Genomic DNA, 20339 nt, shown 5'->3' on the forward strand with positions numbered 1-20339 from the left:
TCGTGCACCGGTCTGGGCTTTCACGCGTCGCCCCCGCCGCTTCCAATCGACCGTCGCCCGACGCGACCCCCGGATTGACACCCCCGCCGTGCGGAACCCTCCCGACAGCGAAGGGTTCGCTGCACGCGCGGGAGCATTCCGCACCAACCCACCCGTCCCCCGGCAGCATCGACGGCCGGAGGCATTCCCGCGCGTGCGCCCCCTGCGGAACCCTCCCGTGCGGAACGCTCCCGGACACGACGGGTTCGCTGCACGCGCGGGAGCGTTCCGCGTGGGCCCACCGTCCCCCGGGCCGCACCGACAGCCGGAACCCTCCGCGCGTCAGCCCCCAGTGCGGAACCCTCCCGTGCAAAACGCTCCCGAACACGACGGGTTCGCTGCACGCGCCCGAGCGTGTCGCGTGGGCCCACCGTCCCCCGCACCGCACCGACGGTGGGGCCGGGGTCAGGCGCCGTCTACGAGCCGGGCGACGGCCTTCTCGATCGCGGCCTGGCGGCGGCCGTCGTCGGGGTAGGAGCGGGACAGGGTCTCGGCGATGGTCACGCCGTCCTCGTACTGGTCGATGACGCGTGGGTCGATGTAGGACTTCTTCGCGATGGTCGGGGTGTTGCCGAGGTAGGCCGAGACCTCCTCGACGGCGGCCTTGACCGCGCGGCTGCGGGAGCGCTTGGTGTCGCCCTTCTCGGGGGACTCGGCAAGCGCGACGGCGGCGAGGACGGTCGCGTGCCAGGTGCGGAAGTCCTTGGCGGTGAGGTCCTCGGCGACCATCTGCGAGATGTACTCGTTGACCGCGGACGCCTGGAGGTCGGCCCACGTCGCCTCGCCGCGGTAGGCGAGCAGCCGCGTGGACCCGCCGCGCCGGCGCCGCATGTAGTTGAGGGAGTCGATGACGTGCGGGTCGCTGATGGTGATGGAGTGCTCGATGCCGGACTTGCCGACGAAGCTGAACACGAGGTCGGTGCCCCGGCGCCGGACGTGCCGCCGCTCGAGCGTCGTCAGGCCGAACGAACCGTTGGCGTCGGCGTACGCGTCCGACCCGATCCGGAAGTAGCCGAGGTCGAGCAGCCGGGTGGCGGTCGCGGCGGCGCGGGCCAGCGGCATCCCCTCGGCGGCGAGGTCGGCGATGATCGCCTCGCGGGCCTGGGCCAGCCGGGTGCCGGCGGCCTTGACCCGGTCGAACTTCAGCTCGTCGCGCTTGGCCCGCCACTCCGGGTGGTAGAGGTACTGCCGTCGGCCGGCGGCGTCGGTGCCGATGGCCTGGATGTGCCCGGTGGGGTACGGGCAGATCCACACGTCCTGCCAGGCCGGGGGGATGGCGAGCGCCTTGATGCGCGCGATGTCCTCCCTGGCCAGCGGACCGCCCTTGGCGTCTCGGTACGAGAAGTTGCGCCCGACCCGCTTGCGGGTCCAGCCCGCCGACTTCGGGGACACCCGACGCAGCCTCGCCATGCCCCGACCCTAGCCGCGCGCACCGACGCCGACTGCGTCGACGGCGGGCTTCGACGCGTGGTCCCGTGCCGTTTTGGTCGGGGGCGACGGGTGTGCGACCGTTGCGCGCATGTCCGGCCTCTCGACCGACGCCGTCTCCGACCTGCTCCGCGAGGTCGCCGCGCAGGTCATCACCCCGCGGTTCCGCTCGCTCGGTGAGGGCGAGGTGATGGAGAAGAACCCCGGCGACCTCGTCACCGTCGCCGACCGCGAGGCCGAGTCCCTCATCTCCGCCGCGCTGCGCGAGGCCTACCCGGACGCCGCCGTCCTCGGCGAGGAGGCCTTCGCCGCCGACGCCGGGCTCATGGACCGCTACCTCGCGGCCGAACACGCCTTCACCGTCGACCCCGTCGACGGCACGAAGAACTTCGTCCACGGCTCGCCGGACCACGCGGTCATGGTCGCCGAGGTCGTCGGCGGCGAGAGCGTCCGCGCCTGGATCCACCAGCCCGCCCACGGCGTCACCTGGACCGCCGAGCGCGGCGCCGGCACGTGGCGCGACGGCGAGCGGATGACGACGACGCCCGTCGCCGAGGGCACCCTGCCGCGCGGCGCGACGTCGATGTGGTCCCTGCGCGGGCACGCGCTCGACGGGCTGCCGGCCATGCGCCTGTCCTGGGTGTGCTGCGGCGTCGACTACCCCCGGCTCGTCGAGGGCGAGACCGACTACATCGTCTACTCGCGCTCCAACCCCTGGGACCACGCGCCCGGCACGCTCATGGTCACCGAGGCCGGCGGCGCCGTGGTGCACCCGGACGGCAGCCCGTACTCGGCCCGCTCGACGCGGCCGGGGCTCGTCGTCGCCGTCGACGCGCACACCGCCGGCGCCGTGCAGCGCCGGGCCGCGTCCGCCTTCCGGCGCGACTGACCGCCCCGCTGCCCGCCGGAGGCGGCGGCACCGGGGTCAGGGGGCGGGGACGGCGGCGACCGACACCCGGATGCCGCCGAGGTCGAACCGCCGCGGCGGGCGGTCCAGGGCGTGCTCCTCCTCGGGGAAGCGCAGGTCGACGACGGACTCGGGCGTGAGGCCCAGCCCCTCGATGGCCTCCGGGCCGTCGGCGGCGAGGACGACGAGCCGGTTCCCCGCAGACGCCGCCCCACGCGCGGCCTCGTCGACGACCTCGCGCAGCCGGGCCGGGTCCTCGCGGACCGGCGTGGCGGCGACGAGGTAGGGGTTCCCGCACATCCCGCGCACCGTCTGCGGCCACTCCGACGACGCCCGCCCGTCGATGCCGAGGACGACATCGCCCGGCCGCAGCGCCGCGCACACCGCCCGCGCCGCCGCCAGCGACCCACGCTCGACGCCGACGCCGCGGAACGGCCAGGTGGCGACCGCCGCCGGCACCCCGACCCCGAGCACGACGAGAGCCGCGACCACCGGGACGAGCCGCGGCCGCCCACCGGCCCGCAGGCGCTGCGCGAGCCACGCCCCGGCGACGCACACGAGCACGACGACCAGCGGCAGCGCGACGAGCAGCCGCCGGTCCGCCCACGGGTGGTCCGGCGTGATGCCCGGGCGCAGCAGGACGAGCAGGGTCGTGCCGGCGGTGACGAGGTAGGCCGCGGCCCACGGCTCCAGCCGCCCGGCGCGCAGGCCGACCAGCGTCCGGCGCAACGCGAGCGCCAGGACGACGAGCGCGACGACGAGCGCCGCCCACCCGGTGTACCAGGACAGCCAGTCGACGGTGTGCTCGGCGTACGTCCGCCCGCCGTCCACCGGCAGACCCTGGCGCCGCTGCATCCCCGCGACGTAGCGGGCGCCGGGGTCGTTCGGGTCCTGGCGCACCGTCATCCACCACGGCCGCGACCACAGGACGAGCCCGGCGAGGACGACGAGCCCGGCGGCGAGGTCCGGCCCGCGCCGCAGCAGCCCACCCGGCAGGCGCCGCCCCGACCGCCACAGCCGCACCCCGACCCACGACGCGACGCCGACGAGGGCCAGCAGCCCGAACAGCGGGACGAGGCTGGCGTGGATGTCCCCGAGGTAGCGGTACGACAGCGCCCACGCCAGCCCGAGCGCGACGAGGGTCGAGCCCGCCAGCCCGGCGAGCAGCGGCCGCACCCAGCGCGCCCCCAGCACGGCGCCGACGGCGAGCACGGGCAGCAGGAGCATGACCTCGCGGAGGAAGTCGATACGGGCGAGGCCGGTGCCGCCCACGAGCACGCCGCCGAGAAGCGCCAGCCGCCCGACCTCTCCCCCGCCCCACCACGAGGAAACCGGCGGCCGGGCGTCCGCCCCCGGCTGCTCGGGCACCTCGACCCCCTCGGGCCCACGCTCCCGCGCCACGGCCAGCGTCACCGCGAGGAGTCCGCCGAACAGCGTGACCATGGCCAGCGGCTCCGAGTAGGTGCCGCGGGCGACGTTGAGCACGGGGAACAGGACCGCGGTGAGCCCCGCCGCCGCCACCCCCCACCAGGGCCGGGTGACGGCGGCGGTGAGCAGCCCGACGATCAGCAGGGCCACGCCCATGACGACCGCCGGCAGCAGCTGCGCGAGCACCGCCCCGCCGGCCCACACGCCGTAGCCGTAGACGACGGCCGGCGCCATGAGGAACTGGGGCTGGATCGACGGGTCCGCGGCCGGGCCGACCTGGTAGAACGCGGCGCTGGCGGCCGTGACGTCGCCGCGCTCGAGCAGGGCGGGTCCGCCGAAGGCCGCGACGTCCAGCGGCACGACGCGCTCGTGCGTCGTCGCCAGGCTGATCGCCGCCTGGAGGTTGCTCGCGGCGTCGCGGCGGGGCAGGACGTGCTCGGAGTGGGTGACCCCGGCGTACACGGCGAAGCCCAGGCACAGCGCGACGAGGCCGGCCGCGGCCCCGCGGGTCACCGCCACGCCGGGCACCCGGCGCACCGCCCACGCCGCGCCCGCCGCGACCGCGACGGCCAGTGGCCACGCCACCCACGGCGTCCACCAGCCGGCCCAGCCGAGCAGCCCGCCGAGCACGGTCACCCCGGCGAGGCAGAGCCCGACCGCGAGCCCGACCCGGGTGAGGACGTCCCCGGCGGCCGACGCCGCGGTCCCCGGCGGCGCCACGGCGGACGTCGACGGGGCGGGCGCGGTCATGGCGGCGAGCCTAGCCGCGGCGCCCGTTGCTACCGTCGGGGCGATGACCGTCGCCGACTCCGCCGCCGCCCTGCTCGCCCGGATGATGGCCGCCGACCCCGGCCGGCCGCGGATCACCGTCTACGACGACACCGACGGCCCGACCGCCGGCGAGCGGGTGGAGCTGTCGGCGCGGGTGTTCGCCAACTGGGTGGCCAAGGCCGCGAACCTCCTCCAGGACGAGCTCGACGCCGAGCCCGGCCGCACGGTCCGCGTCGACCTGCCCCCGCACTGGCGCACCGCCTACTGGGCCTTCGCCGCCTGGTCGGTCGGGGCGAGCGTCGTCGTCCCGGGAGCCGGCGACGGCACCGACGGCGGTGGTGACACCGGCGACACCGCGGCGGACGTCCTCGTCACCGACGACCCCGACACCGCGGCGGCCACCGACGCCGAGCACGTCGTCCTCGTCACCCTCGCCGCGCTGGCCCGCTCGGCGACCGGACCGGTGCCCGCGGGCGCCGTCGACGAGGCCCACGAGGTCGCGACCCACGGCGACGTCTTCGTCCCGCTGGCCGAGCCCGACCCCGCCGCGCCGGCCCTGCTCACCCGCGACGGCCGGCGCACCTTCGCCGACCTCGTGCCCACCGGCACCGGCGGACGGGTGCACACCGGCACCGTCGACACCGGCGCCTTCCTCGACCTGCTGCTGGAGGTCTGGGCCGGCGACGGGTCGGTGGTCCTCACCCGCGGCGCACCCGAGCCCGAGGTGCTCGCCGCCCGTCTCACGAGCGAGGGCGTCACCCGCGACGGGTGACGCCCTCGGCCCGGGCTGGGAAGGGGGTCAGCGCATCCGCGCCTCGACGGCCTTCCAGGTCACGGTGCCGACGACACCGGTCTGGGCGATCCGGGCGGCCCGCTGGGCGCCCTTGACGGCGGTCTCGGTCTGCGGGCCGAAGGACCCGTCGGCGGTGATCCGCAGCGCCCGCTGGAGCGCGACGACGGCCGAGCCGCGCGAGCCGCGCTTGAGGACGGTGCCCCAGTAGGGCAGCAGCGGGTGCGCCCGGCGCTCGACGACGTCCCAGGTGCGTCCGTCGACGACCCCGGTGGCCGAGAGGCCGCCGGCCCGCTGGACGGCCTCGACCCGCGCCTCGGTGGCCGGGCCGAACCGGCCATCGACCGAGAGCCCGCCGAGGGCGTCCTGCAGGGCGCGGACCGCCGCGCCGGTGGACCCGCGCCGCAGCGTCGTGCCCTTGTAGCGGGTGAGCTCGGTCGTCGCCACCGCCGAGGAGCTGCCCGAGGACGAGCCGCCCGAGGTGGAGGACCCCGACGAGGACGACCCCGACGTGCCGGCCGAGCCGCCGGCGAGCACCGCCCAGTCGCGCCGGTCGACGACGCCGTCGACCGCGAGGCCCTTGCTCTGCTGCCAGGCCTTGACCCGGGCCAGCGTCGCCGGCCCGAAGGAGCCGTCGACGGTGAGGCCGCCGATGGCCCTCTGCATCGCCTTGACGGCCTCGCCGCGGCTCCAGAGCCGCAGGGTGAGGCCGCTGTACTGCGCGAGCGAGCCGCCCGTGGTGGACGAGCCGGTGGACCCCGAGCCCGACGTCCCCTTGCCCATGAGCGCGTTCCACACCCGGCCGTCGACGACGCCGGTGGCGGTGAGGCCCTTCGAGCGCTGGTAGGCCTTGACCCGCGCCTCGGTGGCCGGGCCGAAGGAGCCGTCGACGGCGATGCCGCCGATGGCCTTCTGCAGCACCGACACCGCGGTGCCGCGCGAGCCGCGGCTGAGGACGGTGTCCGCGTACCGGGCCAGGCCCGAGGCGGTGGAGCCGGAGGTGCCGGACCCGGACGTCCCCTTGCCCATGAGCGCGTTCCACACCCGGCTGTCGACGACGCCGGTGGCGGTGAGGCCCTTCGAGCGCTGGTAGGCCCTGACCCGCGCCTCGGTGGCGGGCCCGAAGGAGCCGTCGACCGCGATGCCGCCGATGGCCTTCTGCATGACCGACACCGCGGTGCCGCGCGAGCCGCGGCGCAGCACGGTGCCGGCGTACTTCGCGAGGGTGGCCGGGTCGGCCGAGGTCGAGCCGGAGCCCGACGTCCCGCCGCCGCTGCCCGTGCCGGACCGGCCGATGATGGCGTTCCAGACCCGGCTGTCGACGACCCCGTTGACGGTGAGGCCCTTGGACCGCTGGTACTCGCGGACCCGGGCGTCGGTGGCGGGGCCGAAGGAGCCGTCGACGGTGAGGCCGCCGATGGCCTTCTGGAGCACCCGGACGGCCTGGCCGCTGGAGCCGAGCCGCAGCGTGACGTTGACGTAGTCGGCCGGGTCGCTCGAGGCCGGGGTCGAGGTGCCCGAGCCGCCGCTGCGGGGGCCGGTGAGGTAGTCGACGACGGGGACGCCGGTCCACCAGGACGTGCGCTTGTACGCGCCGTCCCAGGTGAAGGAGATGTGGATGTGGTCGGTGTGCGGCGAGGAGCCGGTGTAGGGCTGCCAGCCGCGGCCCGGGTCCCACGCCTTCCAGATCTGCCGGTTCCAGATCATGTAGTTGATGCCGAAGCGCCGGGCCATCGCGGCCGGCCGGCCCTTGCTGTCGCTCGCCGCGAGCCAGCGGGTCACGGCGTTGCCGATGGCCAGGTCCTTGGAGTTGGACGCGTTGAGCATCCAGTCCAGCGCCCGGCCCTCGCCGTGCTCCTGGTCGCACTTGCGCAGCACGCCGTAGGTGTGCGAGCCGTAGGTGGCGTTGAGGAGCTTGGCGAAGGCGATCGGTCCCGGCTGGCTCTCGTTGAGGCAGAGCACGCCCCGCTGGTAGGGCGGGGTGACGTCCAGCCCGCTCGGCAGGGTGCGGCTCGGCTGGGGCAGCGGGACGCTCGCGGCGTCGGCGGTCCCGCCGACGAGGGGGACGGCCATCACCGAGACGGACAGGGCACCGAGGGCGCGCACCGAGCCGCGTCGCAGCGGCGTGGAGTCGGGCTTGGGCAGGGACACTCGCAGGCTCCGTCCGGACAGGCAGGGGGCACCCGGGGGCAGGGGGCCGGGTGCACCCGGAACTCGTCTCGGACGACTCACACGTCACACGCGATTCCCAGGCATCACAGTTGTCTCATCCGTCACCGGACCGACGCAACACGTTCCGCCGAATTACAGAGGTGTACTTCCGGCGGCCCGGGAACGGGGTCGGAAGCTCACTGCCGGCCGGCGGTCCGCAGGACCGTCGTCGACACGACGCGGGTCCCGCCGACGGCCACGACGCGCTCCAGGTCGGGGGTCTCCTGGAGCACGACCGACGTGGGTGCGGGCAGTGTCGCCGACCCCGTGAGCAACGTGATCCGGCCGATGCTCCCGGCGGTGAGGGCGTCCGCGAGGGAGCCGTCGGCCCCGCTGGCCAGCGAGACGCGCGTGGTGTCGCCGAGGCGGTCGCGGTAGAACGCCGCGACGGCCGCGGCCGAGGCGTAGCGCGAGCCGCCGGCCAGCCGCTGGACGGTGAGGCCCGTCCGCCGCAGACCGGTCTCGACCGCCCCCGAGACCGACGTCGTCCCGCCGACGACCCGCACCGTGCCGGCCCCGGTCGTGGCGAGCGCGTCGGACGTCTCCGCCGGGAGGGTGTCCCGGCGGGTGAGGAGGACCGGCTCGCGGACCGCGCCCGCCGGGCCGCCCGCGCCGAGGGCGTCGACGAGCGACTCGCCCGAGGCGAGGACGACGGCCGAGACGGCGCCGCGCCGGTCGATGTCCGCCGCGACGTTCGCCGCGACGGCGTACCGGTTGGCGCCGCCGATGCGGGACACCGACAGCCCGAGGCCCTGCAGCGCGGTGACGACGTCCGGCGAGACCGCCGCCGGTCCGCCGACGACGACCGCGCGGCGCAGGTCCGGCCGGGCGGCGATGGCGTCCCGGGTCGCGGCCGGCAGACGGGTCGCCCGGGTGAGGAGCATGGGGGCGGCGAGCGACTGGGCCAGGGGTCCGCCGACGGCGGCGTCGGGGCGGGCGGAGTCCTCGCCGCTGACGACGACGACCGTCGTCGCGGAGCGCGCGCGGGTCGCGGCGAGCTTGGCCGCGGTCACGTAGCGGTCGGTCCCGGCGACCCGGCTCGTCGGCCGCGCGAGGTACGTCGAGTACAGGCCCAGCCGGCCGCGCAGCGACTCCCCGCTCAGGGCGACCGTGGTCCCCGAGGACGAGGTGGCGCGCGCGGTGGCGACCGCGCCCGAGGCGTAGCGGTCGGAGAGGTCGAGCCGCCGGACGTCGCCGAGCCCGAAGGCCGCCGCGAGGGTGCTGCGGGCCGGGGTGGCGGTCCACGCGCGCCGCGGGTTGCTGCTGCGCTGGGACCAGTGGTCGTCGACGCTGCGCAGGTAGGGCAGCGCCGAGGTCCAGACGTCCTCGCTGTTCTGGGTGCGGCCGCCGGTCGAGGAGGAGTAGTAGGCGTCGATGACGGCCCCGCCGTAGGTCGCCACGTACCCCCGGGTCGGCGAGCCGGCGGCGTCGACCGCGGCGGTCCAGGCCGGCAGGTAGGAGCGGTCCACGGACCCGGAGGGGTAGCCGCCGAAGACCTGGCTGCGGCTGTCGTCGTACAGGTGGCAGTTGCACGAGGTGCTCACGCCCGCCTGGAGCCGGCGCAGGGCGTAGCCCCGGGCCGCCGCCGCCTGGGCCTGAAGGGTCGCCGCCGGCCAGGACCACGGGACCTCGCGGAGGTAGTCGAGGTACTCGTCGTGGATGCGCACGTACATGACGACCTCGAGGCTCGCGGCACCCGGCGTGCGGGTGACCCGGAGCATGCCGTCCCTGTAGAGCGTGCCGTCGACGGAGAGCAGCGTCCGGTCGTCGTCCCAGGTGACGGTGGGCCGGGCCCCCGTCGAGGAGGTGACCGCGCAGGTCGGGCAGGACACGGTGATCTCGCTGCCGGAGGGGCGGACGGTGACGGTGTCGCCGACGCCGCCGCTCACGGTCGCCCCGCCGGACACGGCGATGCTGAAGGAGCCGCCGCCCGTCCCGAGCCGCGAGGTCCGCAGCGTCGTCGAGCCCACCCGCTGGCGGACGTTGACCCGCAGCGTCGCGTCGTCCTCGCGCGTCTCGTAGGCCGTGCCGGTGTAGTAGTGCCCGAGGATCTCCGCGGCGGAGTAGCCGTCCCGCCCCATCTCGTAGGCGCCGTACTGGCTCATCCCGACGCCGTGCCCCCACCCGGACCCCGAGAGGGTCCACGTCGAGGACAGGGCGGCCGCCGCCCCGGAGGCGTCCGGCGCGGCCGGGGCCACCGGCGCGACGGGCTCACCCGGACCCGCGGGGCCGGGGACCGGGCGGGGCTGGTCGACGCCCCAGGGGACGTCCTCCGCCCCCGCGGCCGGCGCGGCCGTGGTGGCCAGCGCCGCCACGGCGAGGGCGGCCAGCACGCGCACCGCCCGCGCCGGTCTCATCGGTGCACCGCGCGCTGGACGTCGCCGCCGGTGGTCAGGTCCACGCTCGCCGACCCACCGAGGACCGTGGCCGTCGTCACCGGGGCGGCGGTCAGCCACTCCCGGACCGAGCGGGGCAGGGCGTCGGAGCGGACGTAGACGCCCGCCCGCCCGAGCTGGCCGCCGGAGAGGGTGTCGACGAGGCTGCGCTCCTCGCCCGAGGAGACGAGGACGGAGGAGACGTCGACGCCCGAGCGCTGCGCCCAGGCGGCGACACCGGCACTGACCGCGTACCGGTTGGCGCCGCCGATGCGGGTGGCGCCGGGGAGCCCGGCGAGGACGTCGTCGGCGACCGCGCTGGGTCCACCGGCCACGACCGTGCGGACGGTGCCGAGGTCGGCCAGGACCGTCGCCGAGGGCTGCGGCACCGCGTCCGGCCGGACGAGGACGACGGGACGGCCGAGCCGGGCGGCCGGTCCGGACACCACGAGGCCGTCGGCCATCGAGCGCGGCGAGCCGCTGGCGACGAGCACGTCGGGGGCGGACCCCCCGACGGCGACCTTGCGGGCGACGGCGGCGGAGACCTCGTAGCGGTTGGCGCCGCCGATCCGGGCGACCTGGGCGACCCCGTCGGCGCGGAGCTGGTCGAGGACCGTCCGTCCGACGGCGGTCTCCCCGCCGACGACGACGGCCGACGTCACGCCACGGCGCCGGATCTCGGCGCGGGTCTCGTCGGGCAGGCCCGCGGCCCGGGTGAGGAGCAGGACGGCGCCGGTGCGGCGGGCGTAGGGCGCGGCCACGAGCGCGTCGGACATGCCGGAGGTCGTCCCGTTGACGATGACGACCTTCGTCGCCGAGCTGCTCCGCGCCTTCGCGGTCGCGACGGCGACGGCGTAGCGGTTGGCCCCCGAGAGGCGCGGCGGGCAGAACCGCGGCGGCGCCCCCGCGACGGAGCCGACCGTGACCAGCCAGCTGCGGCCGATCGCGGTGTCCGCGGCGGCGCTGCCCGTGCTCGCCGCGAGCGTCACGCGGTAGCTGCCCGGCGGGGCGAACGTGCCGTCGGAGAGGCGGCCCTCCCACGCCGCCGACAGCGACCCGGACGCCGACCCGCGCACGACGCGGTCCGGCCGGTCGTGGCACACGCTCTGCACGGTGAGGGTCCAGGTGAGGGGCTCGCTGACCCGCCCGCTCACGCTGACCCCACCGGTGCCGTAGGCGTAGGACGTCCGGGAGATCGAGGGCCGGTAGACCATCGTCCCCTGGTAGTCCCGGGCGCGCTGGCGGATCGAGGCCAGCTGGGAGTAGAGGTTCGTGCCCGGGCACGTCGTCTGGTTGACGTCCCGGTGCCCGATCACCGTCGGGGCGCTGCCGAACCCGTCGAGGGTGGTGCTCGCCGTCGGGTCGATCCGCTCCAGTCCGAGCCGCCAGGCGACGAGCTTGGACACGGCGGTCGGGACGGCCGACGGCGGGGTGGCCGAGGTGAAGTCGCCGATGACCGAGATGCCGGTGCTCTGGCTGTTGTACGGGGCCGCGTGGGCGCCGACCATGTCCTTGGTCGTGCCGCCGTAGCGGCCCTCCCACGTGCGGCCGAAGCGGTCGACCAGGAAGTTGTAGCCGATGTCGCCCCAGCCGCGGTCGACGGTGTGGAAGACGTAGATGCCGCGCAGGATGCTCGGGACCTCGGCCGCGGTGTAGTCGTTCGAGCCCGCCGTGTGGTGGACGATCGCGGTCCGCACGACGCCCTCGTAGACCTTGGCGTGCCGGATGCTCTCGTCGGCGCCCCAGTCCCCGCGGGTGTAGACCGTCGGGCGGGTGGCCGCGGCCGAGGCGCCGCCGGCCGGGGTCGCGGCGAGGTCGCGGTCGGCCGCGGTCGTCGTCGCGTCGACGACGTCGAAGCGGGCGGCCCGGCCTCGGCCGCGGGTGTCGCCGAGGACCCGGGTCTGGACGGCGTCGGCGGTCGAGACCCAGGGGGCGGTCCCGCCGCGGGCGCCGGCGGCGTCCGGGGAGTCGGGGTCCGGACCCTCGTCGGCGGCGGACTCCAGGTCCTGCCACTCGCCCCAGGCGCCGTCGCGGCGCTCGCGGATCTGGACGGTCGCGGCACGGGCGACGCCGCCGCGCTCCCAGGTGACGCCGACGACGTGCGCGCGCCCCCCGAGGTCGACGGTGCTCGAGCGCGCCTCGCCGCCGGGGGCGGCGGCGGGGTCACCGGGGGCGGCGAGGCCCGTCGGCGCCGGACGCGCGGTGAAGGAGTAGGACTGCGTCGTCGTCGACACCGGTCGCGGCTGGGCCGAGGCGCCCGTCCCGCCGGAGGCGATGACGGGCACGACGACGGCGGTGGCGAGGGCGAGCAGGGCGGACAGGGGGCGCCGCAGGGCAGCAGAGATCATGGCGAAAGTCCAGAGGCAGGGGGGTGGACGGCAACAGGGTGCCACACCGATCACGTCCTGACCCTCCAGTCACAAGAGTCTCGACGAGACGGCTGAGGGGCCCCTCAGCCGGCCCCGCGGGGGGCGGCGGCGGTCAGGAGCCCGGGCTCAGCACGACGTCGACGGTCCGGGGCTGGGCCTCCGGGGTCGTGCCACCGTCGACGCACCGCGCGACGAACCCGGCCGGCGGGTCGACGCAGACCCGGTGGGTCGTGTTCCCGCGCACCCCGCTCACCTGGTAGTACCCCTCGGCGTCGGTGACCCCGACCGCCTCGATGCCGTCGCCGGGCACCATCTCGTTGACGACCCGCACCGTGGCGCCCTGCACGCGGGCGCCGGCGGTGGAGGTCACCCGGCCCTGGACCGTCGCGGACGCCGTGACGGGCACCGTACGCCGGGTCGTCGTGCCGGCGGTGACCGAGAGCGTCGGGGCGAGGGCCGCGCCGGCGTCGGTGCACGCCGAGTAGGGGTCGTAGCCGTAGGAGGCGCCCCGGCCGACGGTCACCCCCCACGCGTCGTAGCAGACGAGGAAGGAGCCGGCGGGCAGGGCGCCGGTGGGCGTGCGGCCGAGGGAGTCGGTGACGAGGTCGCGGCGCAGGCCGCGCGGGCCGTAGACGTAGACGGCGACCCCCGGCAGCGGTGTCCCGGCGGTGTCGGTCGTCGTCACCGTCGCGGCGCCGAGGCCGCGCAGCCCAACGTCGAGACCGGTGACCGGCGTCGCCCCGACCGTCACCGGGTCGGCGGTGGACGGCCCGGCGCGGTCGCGGTGGCACTCGGCCTCGTAGCCCGAGGGGTCGACCGACCCGCCGGTGGCGGTAGAGCCGTCGACGCACAGCCGGACGCGGCCCGCGGGCGCCCCGACCACGCGGTAGACGCCGTTGGCGTCGCTCACGGTGGCGAGGGAGGTGAGCTCCCCCAGGGCGTCGTCGTACACCCGCAGCCCGACGCCGGACAGGGGCGCGCCGCTGCCGCCCTGCTCGGTGACGGTGCCGCGGACCGAGAGCGGGCCGCGGGGCACGACGTACTGCTCGAGCGCCGCCTGCACGTCCGCGGACACCGAGGCCGGGCCGCCGAGGACGACGATGCGCTCCGGTCGCAGGCGGGTCAGCTCGGCGGCCGTCGCGTCCGGGATCGCCGTGCCGCGCACGAGGAGCATCGGCGCCCCGTCGACCCCGCCCGCGGGGCCGCCGGACAGGGCGTCGGGGAAGTTCTCTCCGGTGGCGACGTAGGCCACCCGGGACCCGGCGCCGAAGCTCGCGGCGCTGACCCGGGCCGAGGCGACGTACCGGTTCGCGCCGTCGAGACGCTCGACGGACCCGGAGGTGTAGCGGGCCAGGTCGGCCTCGACCGCGCCCGACACCGAGGTCGTGCCGCCGAGGACGACGATGCGCCGCGGGGCGAGCCGGACCAGCTCGCGGGCGGTCGCCCGCGGGATCGTCCCGGTGCCGACGAGCAGCACCGGGCCGCCGGCCAGGGCCGCCGGGGGGCCGCCGGACAGGGCGTCGGGGAAGTTGCGGCCGGTGGCGACGTGGACCACGGGCACCCCGGGGGCGAAGGTCTCCGCGCTGATCCGGGCCGCGGCCTCGTAGCGGTTGGCGCCGTCCAGCCGCGTCACGAGGCCGGTGGTGAAGGCCCCGAGCGACTGCTTCACCCCGTCCGTCACCGACGTCGTCCCGCCGAGGACGACGATCCGCCGCGGGGCGAGGCGCCGCAGCTCGGCGGCGACGACCACCGGCACCGAGTCCGTGCGGACCAGCAGCACCGGCCCGCCGGTGTAGCCGCCGACGGGGCCGCCGGCCAGCGCGTCGGGGAAGTTCAGCCCGGTCGCGACGTAGGCGACCGGCACGCCGGGGTCGAAGGTGGCGGCGCTGACGGCCGCCGACGCCGCGTACCGGTCGGCCCCGGCGAGGCGGAAGACCCCGGGGGCGTCGGCCCCGGCGAGCGAGGTACGGGTCACCGGGGCGGCGGCCGGGCCACGGGCGTCGGCGGTCGCGGTGACGGCGCCGAGCACGGCGACGAGCGCGGCGACGACGGCCAGGCGGGCCCGCGCGCTCCGGCGGTGCGGGCGGTCGACGGGCCCCCGCGCACGAGCAGCGGCGTCGGCCACGTGACCCTCCCCTGCGTCCGGGTCGTGGACGGGCGGACCACGGCTGACCCGACGGTAACCCGCTGACCAGCGGTTTCGGCGGGGAACGGGCGAACTCGTCGCCGGTGGACCTGCCCTCGCCCGTGGGCGCGCACCACGTCCCCCACCCCTGCGGATGGGCTCCGGCCACGCGCCGGGGGCGGCGGGCCCGCGGCTAGAGTGCCCGCCATGGACAAAGTCGTCGCCACTCCTGCCGAGGCCGTGGCCGGGATCTCCGACGGGGCGACCCTCGCCGTCGGCGGGTTCGGGCTCTGCGGCATCCCCTCGGTCCTCATCGCCGAGCTGCACCGCTCGGGCGTCGCGGACCTCGAGGTCGTCTCCAACAACTGCGGGGTCGACGAGTGGGGGCTCGGCATCCTCCTGCAGAGCAAGCAGATCCGCCGGATGGTCTCGTCCTACGTCGGGGAGAACAAGGAGTTCGCGCGGCAGTACCTCGAGGGCGAGCTCGAGGTCGAGCTGACCCCGCAGGGCACCCTCGCCGAGCGGCTGCGCGCCGGGGGCGCGGGCATCCCCGCCTTCTACACGCCCACCGGGGTCGGGTCGCAGGTGGCCGACGGCGGGCTGCCGTGGAAGTACGACGGGTCCGGTGGCGTCGCGGTCGCCTCGCCGCCCAAGGAGGTCCGCGTCTTCGACGGCGACGAGCGCGAGTTCGTCCTCGAGCACGCCATCGTCGCCGACTTCGGCCTGGTCCGGGCCTGGAAGGGCGACCGGCACGGCAACCTCGTCTTCAACAAGACCAGTCGCAACTTCAACCCGCTCGCCGCGATGTCCGGCCGGGTCACCGTCGCCGAGGTCGAGGAGCTCGTCGAGCCCGGGCAGCTCGACCCCGACGAGGTCCACCTGCCCGGCATCTACGTCCACCGCGTCCTGCCCCTGACCCCGGAGCAGGCCGCCGACAAGCGCATCGAGAAGCGGACCGTCCGCCCGAGCACGGAGGCCTGAGATGCCCCTGACCCGTGAGCAGATGGCCGCCCGCGCCGCCCAGGAGCTCGAGGACGGCGCGTACGTCAACCTCGGCATCGGCCTGCCGACCCTCGTGCCGAACTACGTCCCCGACGAGGTCGAGATCGTCCTGCAGTCCGAGAACGGGCTGCTCGGCGTGGGCGCCTACCCCACCGAGGACGCCGTCGACCCCGACCTCGTCAACGCCGGGAAGGAGACCGTGACGGTCCGCCGTGGCTCCTCCTTCTTCGACTCCGCCACCTCCTTCGGGATGATCCGGGGCGGCAAGGTCGACGCCGCCATCCTCGGCGCCATGCAGGTCTCGGCCACCGGCGACATCGCGAACTGGATGATCCCCGGGAAGATGGTCAAGGGCATGGGCGGGGCCATGGACCTCGTCCACGGGGCGAAGAAGGTCGTCGTCCTCATGGAGCACGTGGCCAAGGACGGCTCGCACAAGATCGTCCAGGAGTGCTCGCTGCCGCTCACCGGCAAGGGCGTCGTCCAGCGGGTCATCACCGACCTCGCCGTCATCGACGTCACCGACGACGGCCTCGTCCTGCGCGAGCTCGCCCCGGACGTCACCGAGGAGCAGGTCCGCGAGGCCACCGGCGCCCCCCTGACCGTCGACCTCGCCTGACGGCACCTCGCCGCCGCCTACCCGCGGCGACCACCCGCCGCCCCGGGTCAGAGGTCGAGGTCGTCCTCGGTTCGCTCGGGCTCCTCGCCGCCGAGGTAGCCGGCCAGCGCCTGGCGCACGCTCGGTGTCACCGCCATCGGCCCGCCGAGCACGACGACGTGGCTCGGCCGCAGCCGCTCCAGCTCGGTGTGCGTCGCGGCCGGGACCTCGTCGCGGTCGACGAGCAGCAGCGGCGCGTCGGCGAGGTCGGCGACGGCCGCCCCGGCCACGGCGTCGCTCACGGACTCGGCCGCGCCCGAGGCGACGAACACCTCGCCCACGCGGGCCGGGTCGAAGCGGGCGGCGGCGTCGGCGGCGGCCTGGACCGGGGTCGGCGCCAGCAGCCGCTCGGCCCCCCCGGCGGCGAGGCCGGCCAGCGCCTCGACGACGTCGTCCGACAGGGTCCGGTCGTCCGCGACGACGACGAGGCGCCGGGGCGCGAGCCGCCGGAGCACCTCCTCGTGCCGCGCGGTCGGCCCCTCGGGGTCGACGAGCAGCACCCGGCCGTCCTCCTCCTGGGCCGTGAGGACGGCGGTGAGCGCGGCCTGGGCGTCCTCGCCGGGCACGAGGTAGACGGCGTCGACCCCGGCCTCGCCCTCGTCGGTGGCGTGCAGCGCCAGGCTCGTCGTCACGGTGTCCTCGCCGTCGACCCGCTCGACCTCGAACCCGGCCTCACGCACGCCGTCGGCGACGTCCTCGGCGAGCACGTCCGTGCCGCCGAGCAGGAGCACCCGGCGCGCCTCGAGCCGGGTGAGCTCCTTGCGGGTCACCGGCATGAGCCGCCCGGGAGAGGTGAGCAGCACCGGCGCCCCGACCCGCGCGGCGGCCGGCACGGCGGACAGGGCCAGCGGCAGGTCGGCGCCGGAGGCGAGCAGCACGGTGTCCCGGCGGCCGGGCGTCCCCTGCCGGGAGACCAGCGCCGAGGTGTGGTACCTCGTGTCGCCCGCCCAGCGCTCGACGCCCGGCACCTCGGGCTCCCGGGGCGCGGCCTTGCCGAGCGAGCGCTCGGCCGCGGCGGCGTAGGCGTCGACGACGTCGTCGACCGGGCCGTCCATGAGCAGCGTCCCGCCGTCCAGCCACATCGCCCGGTCGCACATGGCCCGGATGGTCGCCGCCGAGTGCGACACGAGGAAGACGGTGCCGGCCTGGTCGCGCAGCGCCTCGATGCGCTCCTGGCTCTTGGCCCGGAAGTGCGCGTCACCCGTGGCCAGGGCCTCGTCGATGACGAGGACGGGGGGCACGGCGGCGGTCGAGATCGCGAAGCGCAGCCGGGCGGCCATGCCCGAGGAGTACGTCGACATCGGGTAGTGGATGGCGTCGCCGATGCCGGAGAACTCGACGATCTCGTCGTAGATGTCGTCGACCTGGGCCTTGGAGAGCCCGAGCGCCTGGGCGCCGATGTAGATGTTGCGGGCCCCCGACAGCTGCCGGACGAGCACGGCGTTGACCCCGAGGAGCGACGGCGTGCCGTCGGCCCAGACCTCGCCGCGGGTCGGCGGGACGAGCCCCGCCACCGCCCGCAGGAGGGTCGACTTCCCCGACCCGTTGCGCCCGATGATCCCGATGGACTCGCCGTGGTTCGCCACGAAGGAGACGTCCTTGACGGCGTGCACCTCGCGGACCCCGCGCCGCCCGCCCGAGCGCCCGGACCCGCCCTTGGCGAAGACGGTGTAGACGATGTCGACGTGCGAGACGATGACCGAGGGCCTCGGCTCAGCCGCGGCCATAGGTGCCCTCCCCGCGCCAGAACACGACGACGCCGAGCGCGAGCAGCCCGACCGCCCAGCCCAGGCCCATGAGCCAGGAGTGCAGCGCGAGCGGGTGCTCGGCGAGCAGGGCCTGCCGGCCGAGCTCCAGCTGCAGCGCGAACGGCTGGTTGAGCAGCACGTCGCCGACGAGCGGCGGGAAGCGGTCGGCGAAGACGCTGATGCTGAAGAAGACCCCGGAGGTGTAGCGCATGAGCCGGACGATGAGCGGGATGAAGTTCGCGAGGTCGCGCGAGGCGTTGACCACCCGGGCCGCGACGAGGGCGATCCCGGTGAGCTGGACGAACTGGAGCGCCACCGCGAGGGGGAACAGCAGCCAGTGCCAGGTGAAGGGCTCGCCGGTCAGCGGGGTGAGGACGACGAGCAGCGCGAAGGCCGGCCACGAGGTGTACAGCTGGGACAGCGCGACCGAGACCGGCAGCGCCGCCCGCGGGAAGCGCAGGGCCCGCACCAGCCCGAGGTTGTTCGTGATCGCCTTGGCGCCGCTGGAGATCACCGACGCGGTGACGCCGAAGAGCACGACGCCGATGGACAGGAACGCGATGAAGTTCTCGACGCCCCGGTTCGTGCGCAGCAGCAGCCCGAAGACGAGGAAGTAGCTGACGATGAGCAGCATCGGGTTGAGCAGCGACCACAGCTGGCCCAGCCGGTGCTTCTCGTACTGCGCGGCGCTCTGCGCGGCCGAGAGGGTGACGACGAACTGGCGGCGGCGCCACAGCTCGGCGAGGTAGCCGCGCAGGCCCGGACGGCCCGACAGCGAGGCGAGCCCGTGGCGGCGTGCGAGGGCGCGCGCGTCCTCGAGCGAGAGCGCCGCCTCCGGGGTCGCCGAGCTCACAAGCGGTGGACCCCGTCGCCGTCGGCCGCCACGCCCCGGGTGTCGAAGAACCGGTGGGCCCTCGCGGCGAGCGCGTCGACGTCGTAGGCGCGGTGGTGCTGGAGCAGCACGACGAGGTCGGCGTCGGCGACGGCGTCCTCGACCGGGTCGGCGACCCGCGGCACCCGGTCGCCGAACGCGGCCCAGGTCTGCGCGTGCGGGTCGTGGAAGACGAGGTCGGCGCCCTTGTCGAGCATGTGCCGGGCCACCGGGACCGACGGCGACTCGCGCTGGTCGGCGATGTTGGGCTTGTAGGTGATGCCAAGCAGCAGCACCTTCGCGCCGCGCAGCGCCTTGCCGTCCTCGTTGAGGATGTCCTGGGCGCGCGAGACGACGTAGCCCGGCATCGTCGAGTTGATCTCCTGGGCGAGCTCGACGAAGCGGAACGGGTAGCCGAGCTTGGCCCGCACGTTGTAGCTGAGGTAGTTCGGGTCGATGGGGATGCAGTGCCCGCCGACGCCGGGGCCGGGGTAGAAGGCCTGGAACCCGAACGGCTTGGTCTTCGCGGCCTCGATGACGTCCCACAGGTCGATGCCGAGGTCGTGGCAGAAGCGGGCCATCTCGTTGACGAGCGCGATGTTGATGTGCCGGTAGGTGTTCTCGAGCAGCTTCGCGGTCTCGGCCTCGCGCGTGCCCTTGGCGCGCACGACGGTGTCGACGAAGCGGCCGTAGAACTCGGCGGCCCTGTCGCCGGACTCGGGGGTGTACCCGCCGACGACCTTCGGGGTGTTCTTGGCGCCGAACTGCGCGTTGCCCGGGTCGATGCGCTCGGGCGAGAAGGCGAGGTGGAAGTCCTCGCCGGCGGTGAGGCCGCTGGTCTCGAGGATCGGCTTGACGACCTCGTCCGTGGTGCCGGGGTAGGTCGTGGACTCCAGGACGACGAGGGTGCCCGGGGTGAGGTTGCGGGCGATGGCCTGCACGGCGCCCTCGACGGCGCCGAGGTCCGGCCCGCCGCCCTCGCCGAGCGGCGTCGGCACGCAGACGACGACGACGTCGGCCTCGCGGATGACGTCCTCGTCGGTCGACGCGCGGAAGCCGGCGTCGAGGATCTCGCGCAGCTCGTCGTCGTCGATGTCGTCGATGTGGGAGGTCCCGGCGTTGAGCCCGTCCACGACCCGCTCGCTGATGTCGAACCCCCGGACGCTCAGACCGGCGCGGGTGGCCTCCTGGACGAGCGGGAGACCGACGTAACCGAGACCGATCACGGTGACGTCCACAGCCATCTGGACACTCCTTCACATGGTGGCGTGGAGCCCGGACGGGCCCCGCGGAGTGTATCCCAGCGCGGGTCCGCGGCCCCGGACCGGGCGGGGCGCGGTCTGGTTGACTGGCGCCCATGCCCGGCCCCGCGACGCGCCCCGCGCCGCCGCCCCGGGTCCTCCTCCTCACGGCCACGGGCGACCTCGCCGGCACCGGCTGGGACGACGACCCGGACGACCCCCAGGTCCTGGCCCTGGACGGGACCGGCCGTCGCTCCGCCGGCCCGGGCGGCGAGGCGCGGCTCGTCGCCCGGGCGGCGCGGCTCGCGCGGCGGCTGCGGGTGCCGCCACGGCCGCTGTGGCGCTGGCTGCGGGCGGGCGGCCCGACCGGGGGCCC

Annotated in this window: 14 protein-coding genes; 5 read left to right on the forward strand and 9 right to left on the reverse strand. The window is 75.8% G+C overall.

The features are described from left to right. Positions 1 to 444: 444 nt before the first annotated feature. Complete coding sequence (locus tag EPD83_RS08030) at positions 445 to 1449, reverse strand: DNA topoisomerase IB (protein WP_128368450.1); 1005 nt, start codon at positions 1447 to 1449, stop codon at positions 445 to 447. A gap of 109 nt (positions 1450 to 1558) precedes the next feature. On the opposite strand from EPD83_RS08030, the gene EPD83_RS08035 reads away from it, so the two are divergent. After that, positions 1559 to 2356, forward strand: a complete 798-nt coding sequence (locus EPD83_RS08035; RefSeq protein ID WP_165566438.1) for an inositol monophosphatase family protein — start codon at positions 1559 to 1561, stop codon at positions 2354 to 2356. A 36-nt stretch (positions 2357 to 2392) separates the two neighbouring features. Here EPD83_RS08035 and EPD83_RS08040 read toward each other — a convergent pair whose 3' ends face one another. Further along, on the reverse strand, positions 2393 to 4552 hold the full coding sequence (locus EPD83_RS08040; protein WP_128366629.1) for a hypothetical protein: 2160 nt from the start codon (positions 4550 to 4552) through the stop codon (positions 2393 to 2395). A 43-nt stretch (positions 4553 to 4595) separates the two neighbouring features. On the opposite strand from EPD83_RS08040, the gene EPD83_RS08045 reads away from it, so the two are divergent. Continuing rightward, complete coding sequence (locus EPD83_RS08045; RefSeq protein ID WP_128366630.1) at positions 4596 to 5345, forward strand: TIGR03089 family protein; 750 nt, start codon at positions 4596 to 4598, stop codon at positions 5343 to 5345. A 27-nt stretch (positions 5346 to 5372) separates the two neighbouring features. Here EPD83_RS08045 and EPD83_RS08050 read toward each other — a convergent pair whose 3' ends face one another. The 4 genes from EPD83_RS08050 to EPD83_RS08065 all read right to left on the reverse strand — a co-directional run bounded on the left by EPD83_RS08050 (position 5373) and on the right by EPD83_RS08065 (position 14443). Then, positions 5373 to 7514, reverse strand: coding sequence for a peptidoglycan-binding domain-containing protein (locus tag EPD83_RS08050; protein WP_128366631.1), 2142 nt, complete (start codon positions 7512 to 7514; stop codon positions 5373 to 5375). A 197-nt stretch (positions 7515 to 7711) separates the two neighbouring features. Further along, positions 7712 to 9931, reverse strand: coding sequence for a SpoIID/LytB domain-containing protein (locus EPD83_RS08055; protein WP_165566439.1), 2220 nt, complete (start codon positions 9929 to 9931; stop codon positions 7712 to 7714). After that, on the reverse strand, positions 9928 to 12297 hold the full coding sequence (locus EPD83_RS08060) for a cell wall-binding repeat-containing protein (RefSeq protein ID WP_165566440.1): 2370 nt from the start codon (positions 12295 to 12297) through the stop codon (positions 9928 to 9930). The genes EPD83_RS08055 and EPD83_RS08060 overlap by 4 nt, the downstream gene beginning before the upstream one ends. 133 nt (positions 12298 to 12430) lie before the next feature. Continuing rightward, the gene (locus EPD83_RS08065) at positions 12431 to 14443 is read right to left on the reverse strand and encodes a cell wall-binding repeat-containing protein (protein WP_164896410.1); all 2013 of its coding nucleotides are present in this window, start codon (positions 14441 to 14443) and stop codon (positions 12431 to 12433) included. Between the two features lie 207 nt (positions 14444 to 14650). Between EPD83_RS08065 and EPD83_RS08070 the strand changes: the two genes are divergently transcribed. Continuing rightward, positions 14651 to 15424: a CoA transferase subunit A gene (locus EPD83_RS08070; RefSeq protein ID WP_128366816.1), complete on the forward strand. Its 774-nt coding sequence runs from the start codon at positions 14651 to 14653 to the stop codon at positions 15422 to 15424. Position 15425: 1 nt separating this feature from the next. Then, the gene (locus EPD83_RS08075) at positions 15426 to 16064 is read left to right on the forward strand and encodes a CoA transferase subunit B (RefSeq protein WP_128366815.1); all 639 of its coding nucleotides are present in this window, start codon (positions 15426 to 15428) and stop codon (positions 16062 to 16064) included. Between the two features lie 47 nt (positions 16065 to 16111). On the opposite strand, the gene EPD83_RS20955 is transcribed toward EPD83_RS08075, so the two are convergent. From EPD83_RS20955 to EPD83_RS08090, 3 genes are read right to left on the reverse strand one after another with little or no spacing between them, the layout of a single operon-like run. Further along, the gene (locus EPD83_RS20955) at positions 16112 to 17830 is read right to left on the reverse strand and encodes a cell wall-binding repeat-containing protein (RefSeq protein WP_165566441.1); all 1719 of its coding nucleotides are present in this window, start codon (positions 17828 to 17830) and stop codon (positions 16112 to 16114) included. Continuing rightward, positions 17817 to 18704, reverse strand: coding sequence for an ABC transporter permease (locus EPD83_RS08085; RefSeq protein WP_128367127.1), 888 nt, complete (start codon positions 18702 to 18704; stop codon positions 17817 to 17819). The genes EPD83_RS20955 and EPD83_RS08085 overlap by 14 nt, the downstream gene beginning before the upstream one ends. Then, on the reverse strand, positions 18701 to 19966 hold the full coding sequence (locus tag EPD83_RS08090) for a nucleotide sugar dehydrogenase (RefSeq protein WP_128367126.1): 1266 nt from the start codon (positions 19964 to 19966) through the stop codon (positions 18701 to 18703). Before EPD83_RS08090 ends, EPD83_RS08085 begins: the two co-directional genes overlap by 4 nt. Before the next feature lie 113 nt (positions 19967 to 20079). Between EPD83_RS08090 and EPD83_RS08095 the strand changes: the two genes are divergently transcribed. Next, the coding region (locus tag EPD83_RS08095) for a hypothetical protein (RefSeq protein ID WP_165566442.1) at positions 20080 to 20339 on the forward strand (260 nt) is incomplete at its 3' end.

This window comes from Phycicoccus flavus (assembly GCF_004025965.2).
GTDB classification, from domain to species: Bacteria; Actinomycetota; Actinomycetes; order Actinomycetales; family Dermatophilaceae; genus Phycicoccus; species Phycicoccus flavus.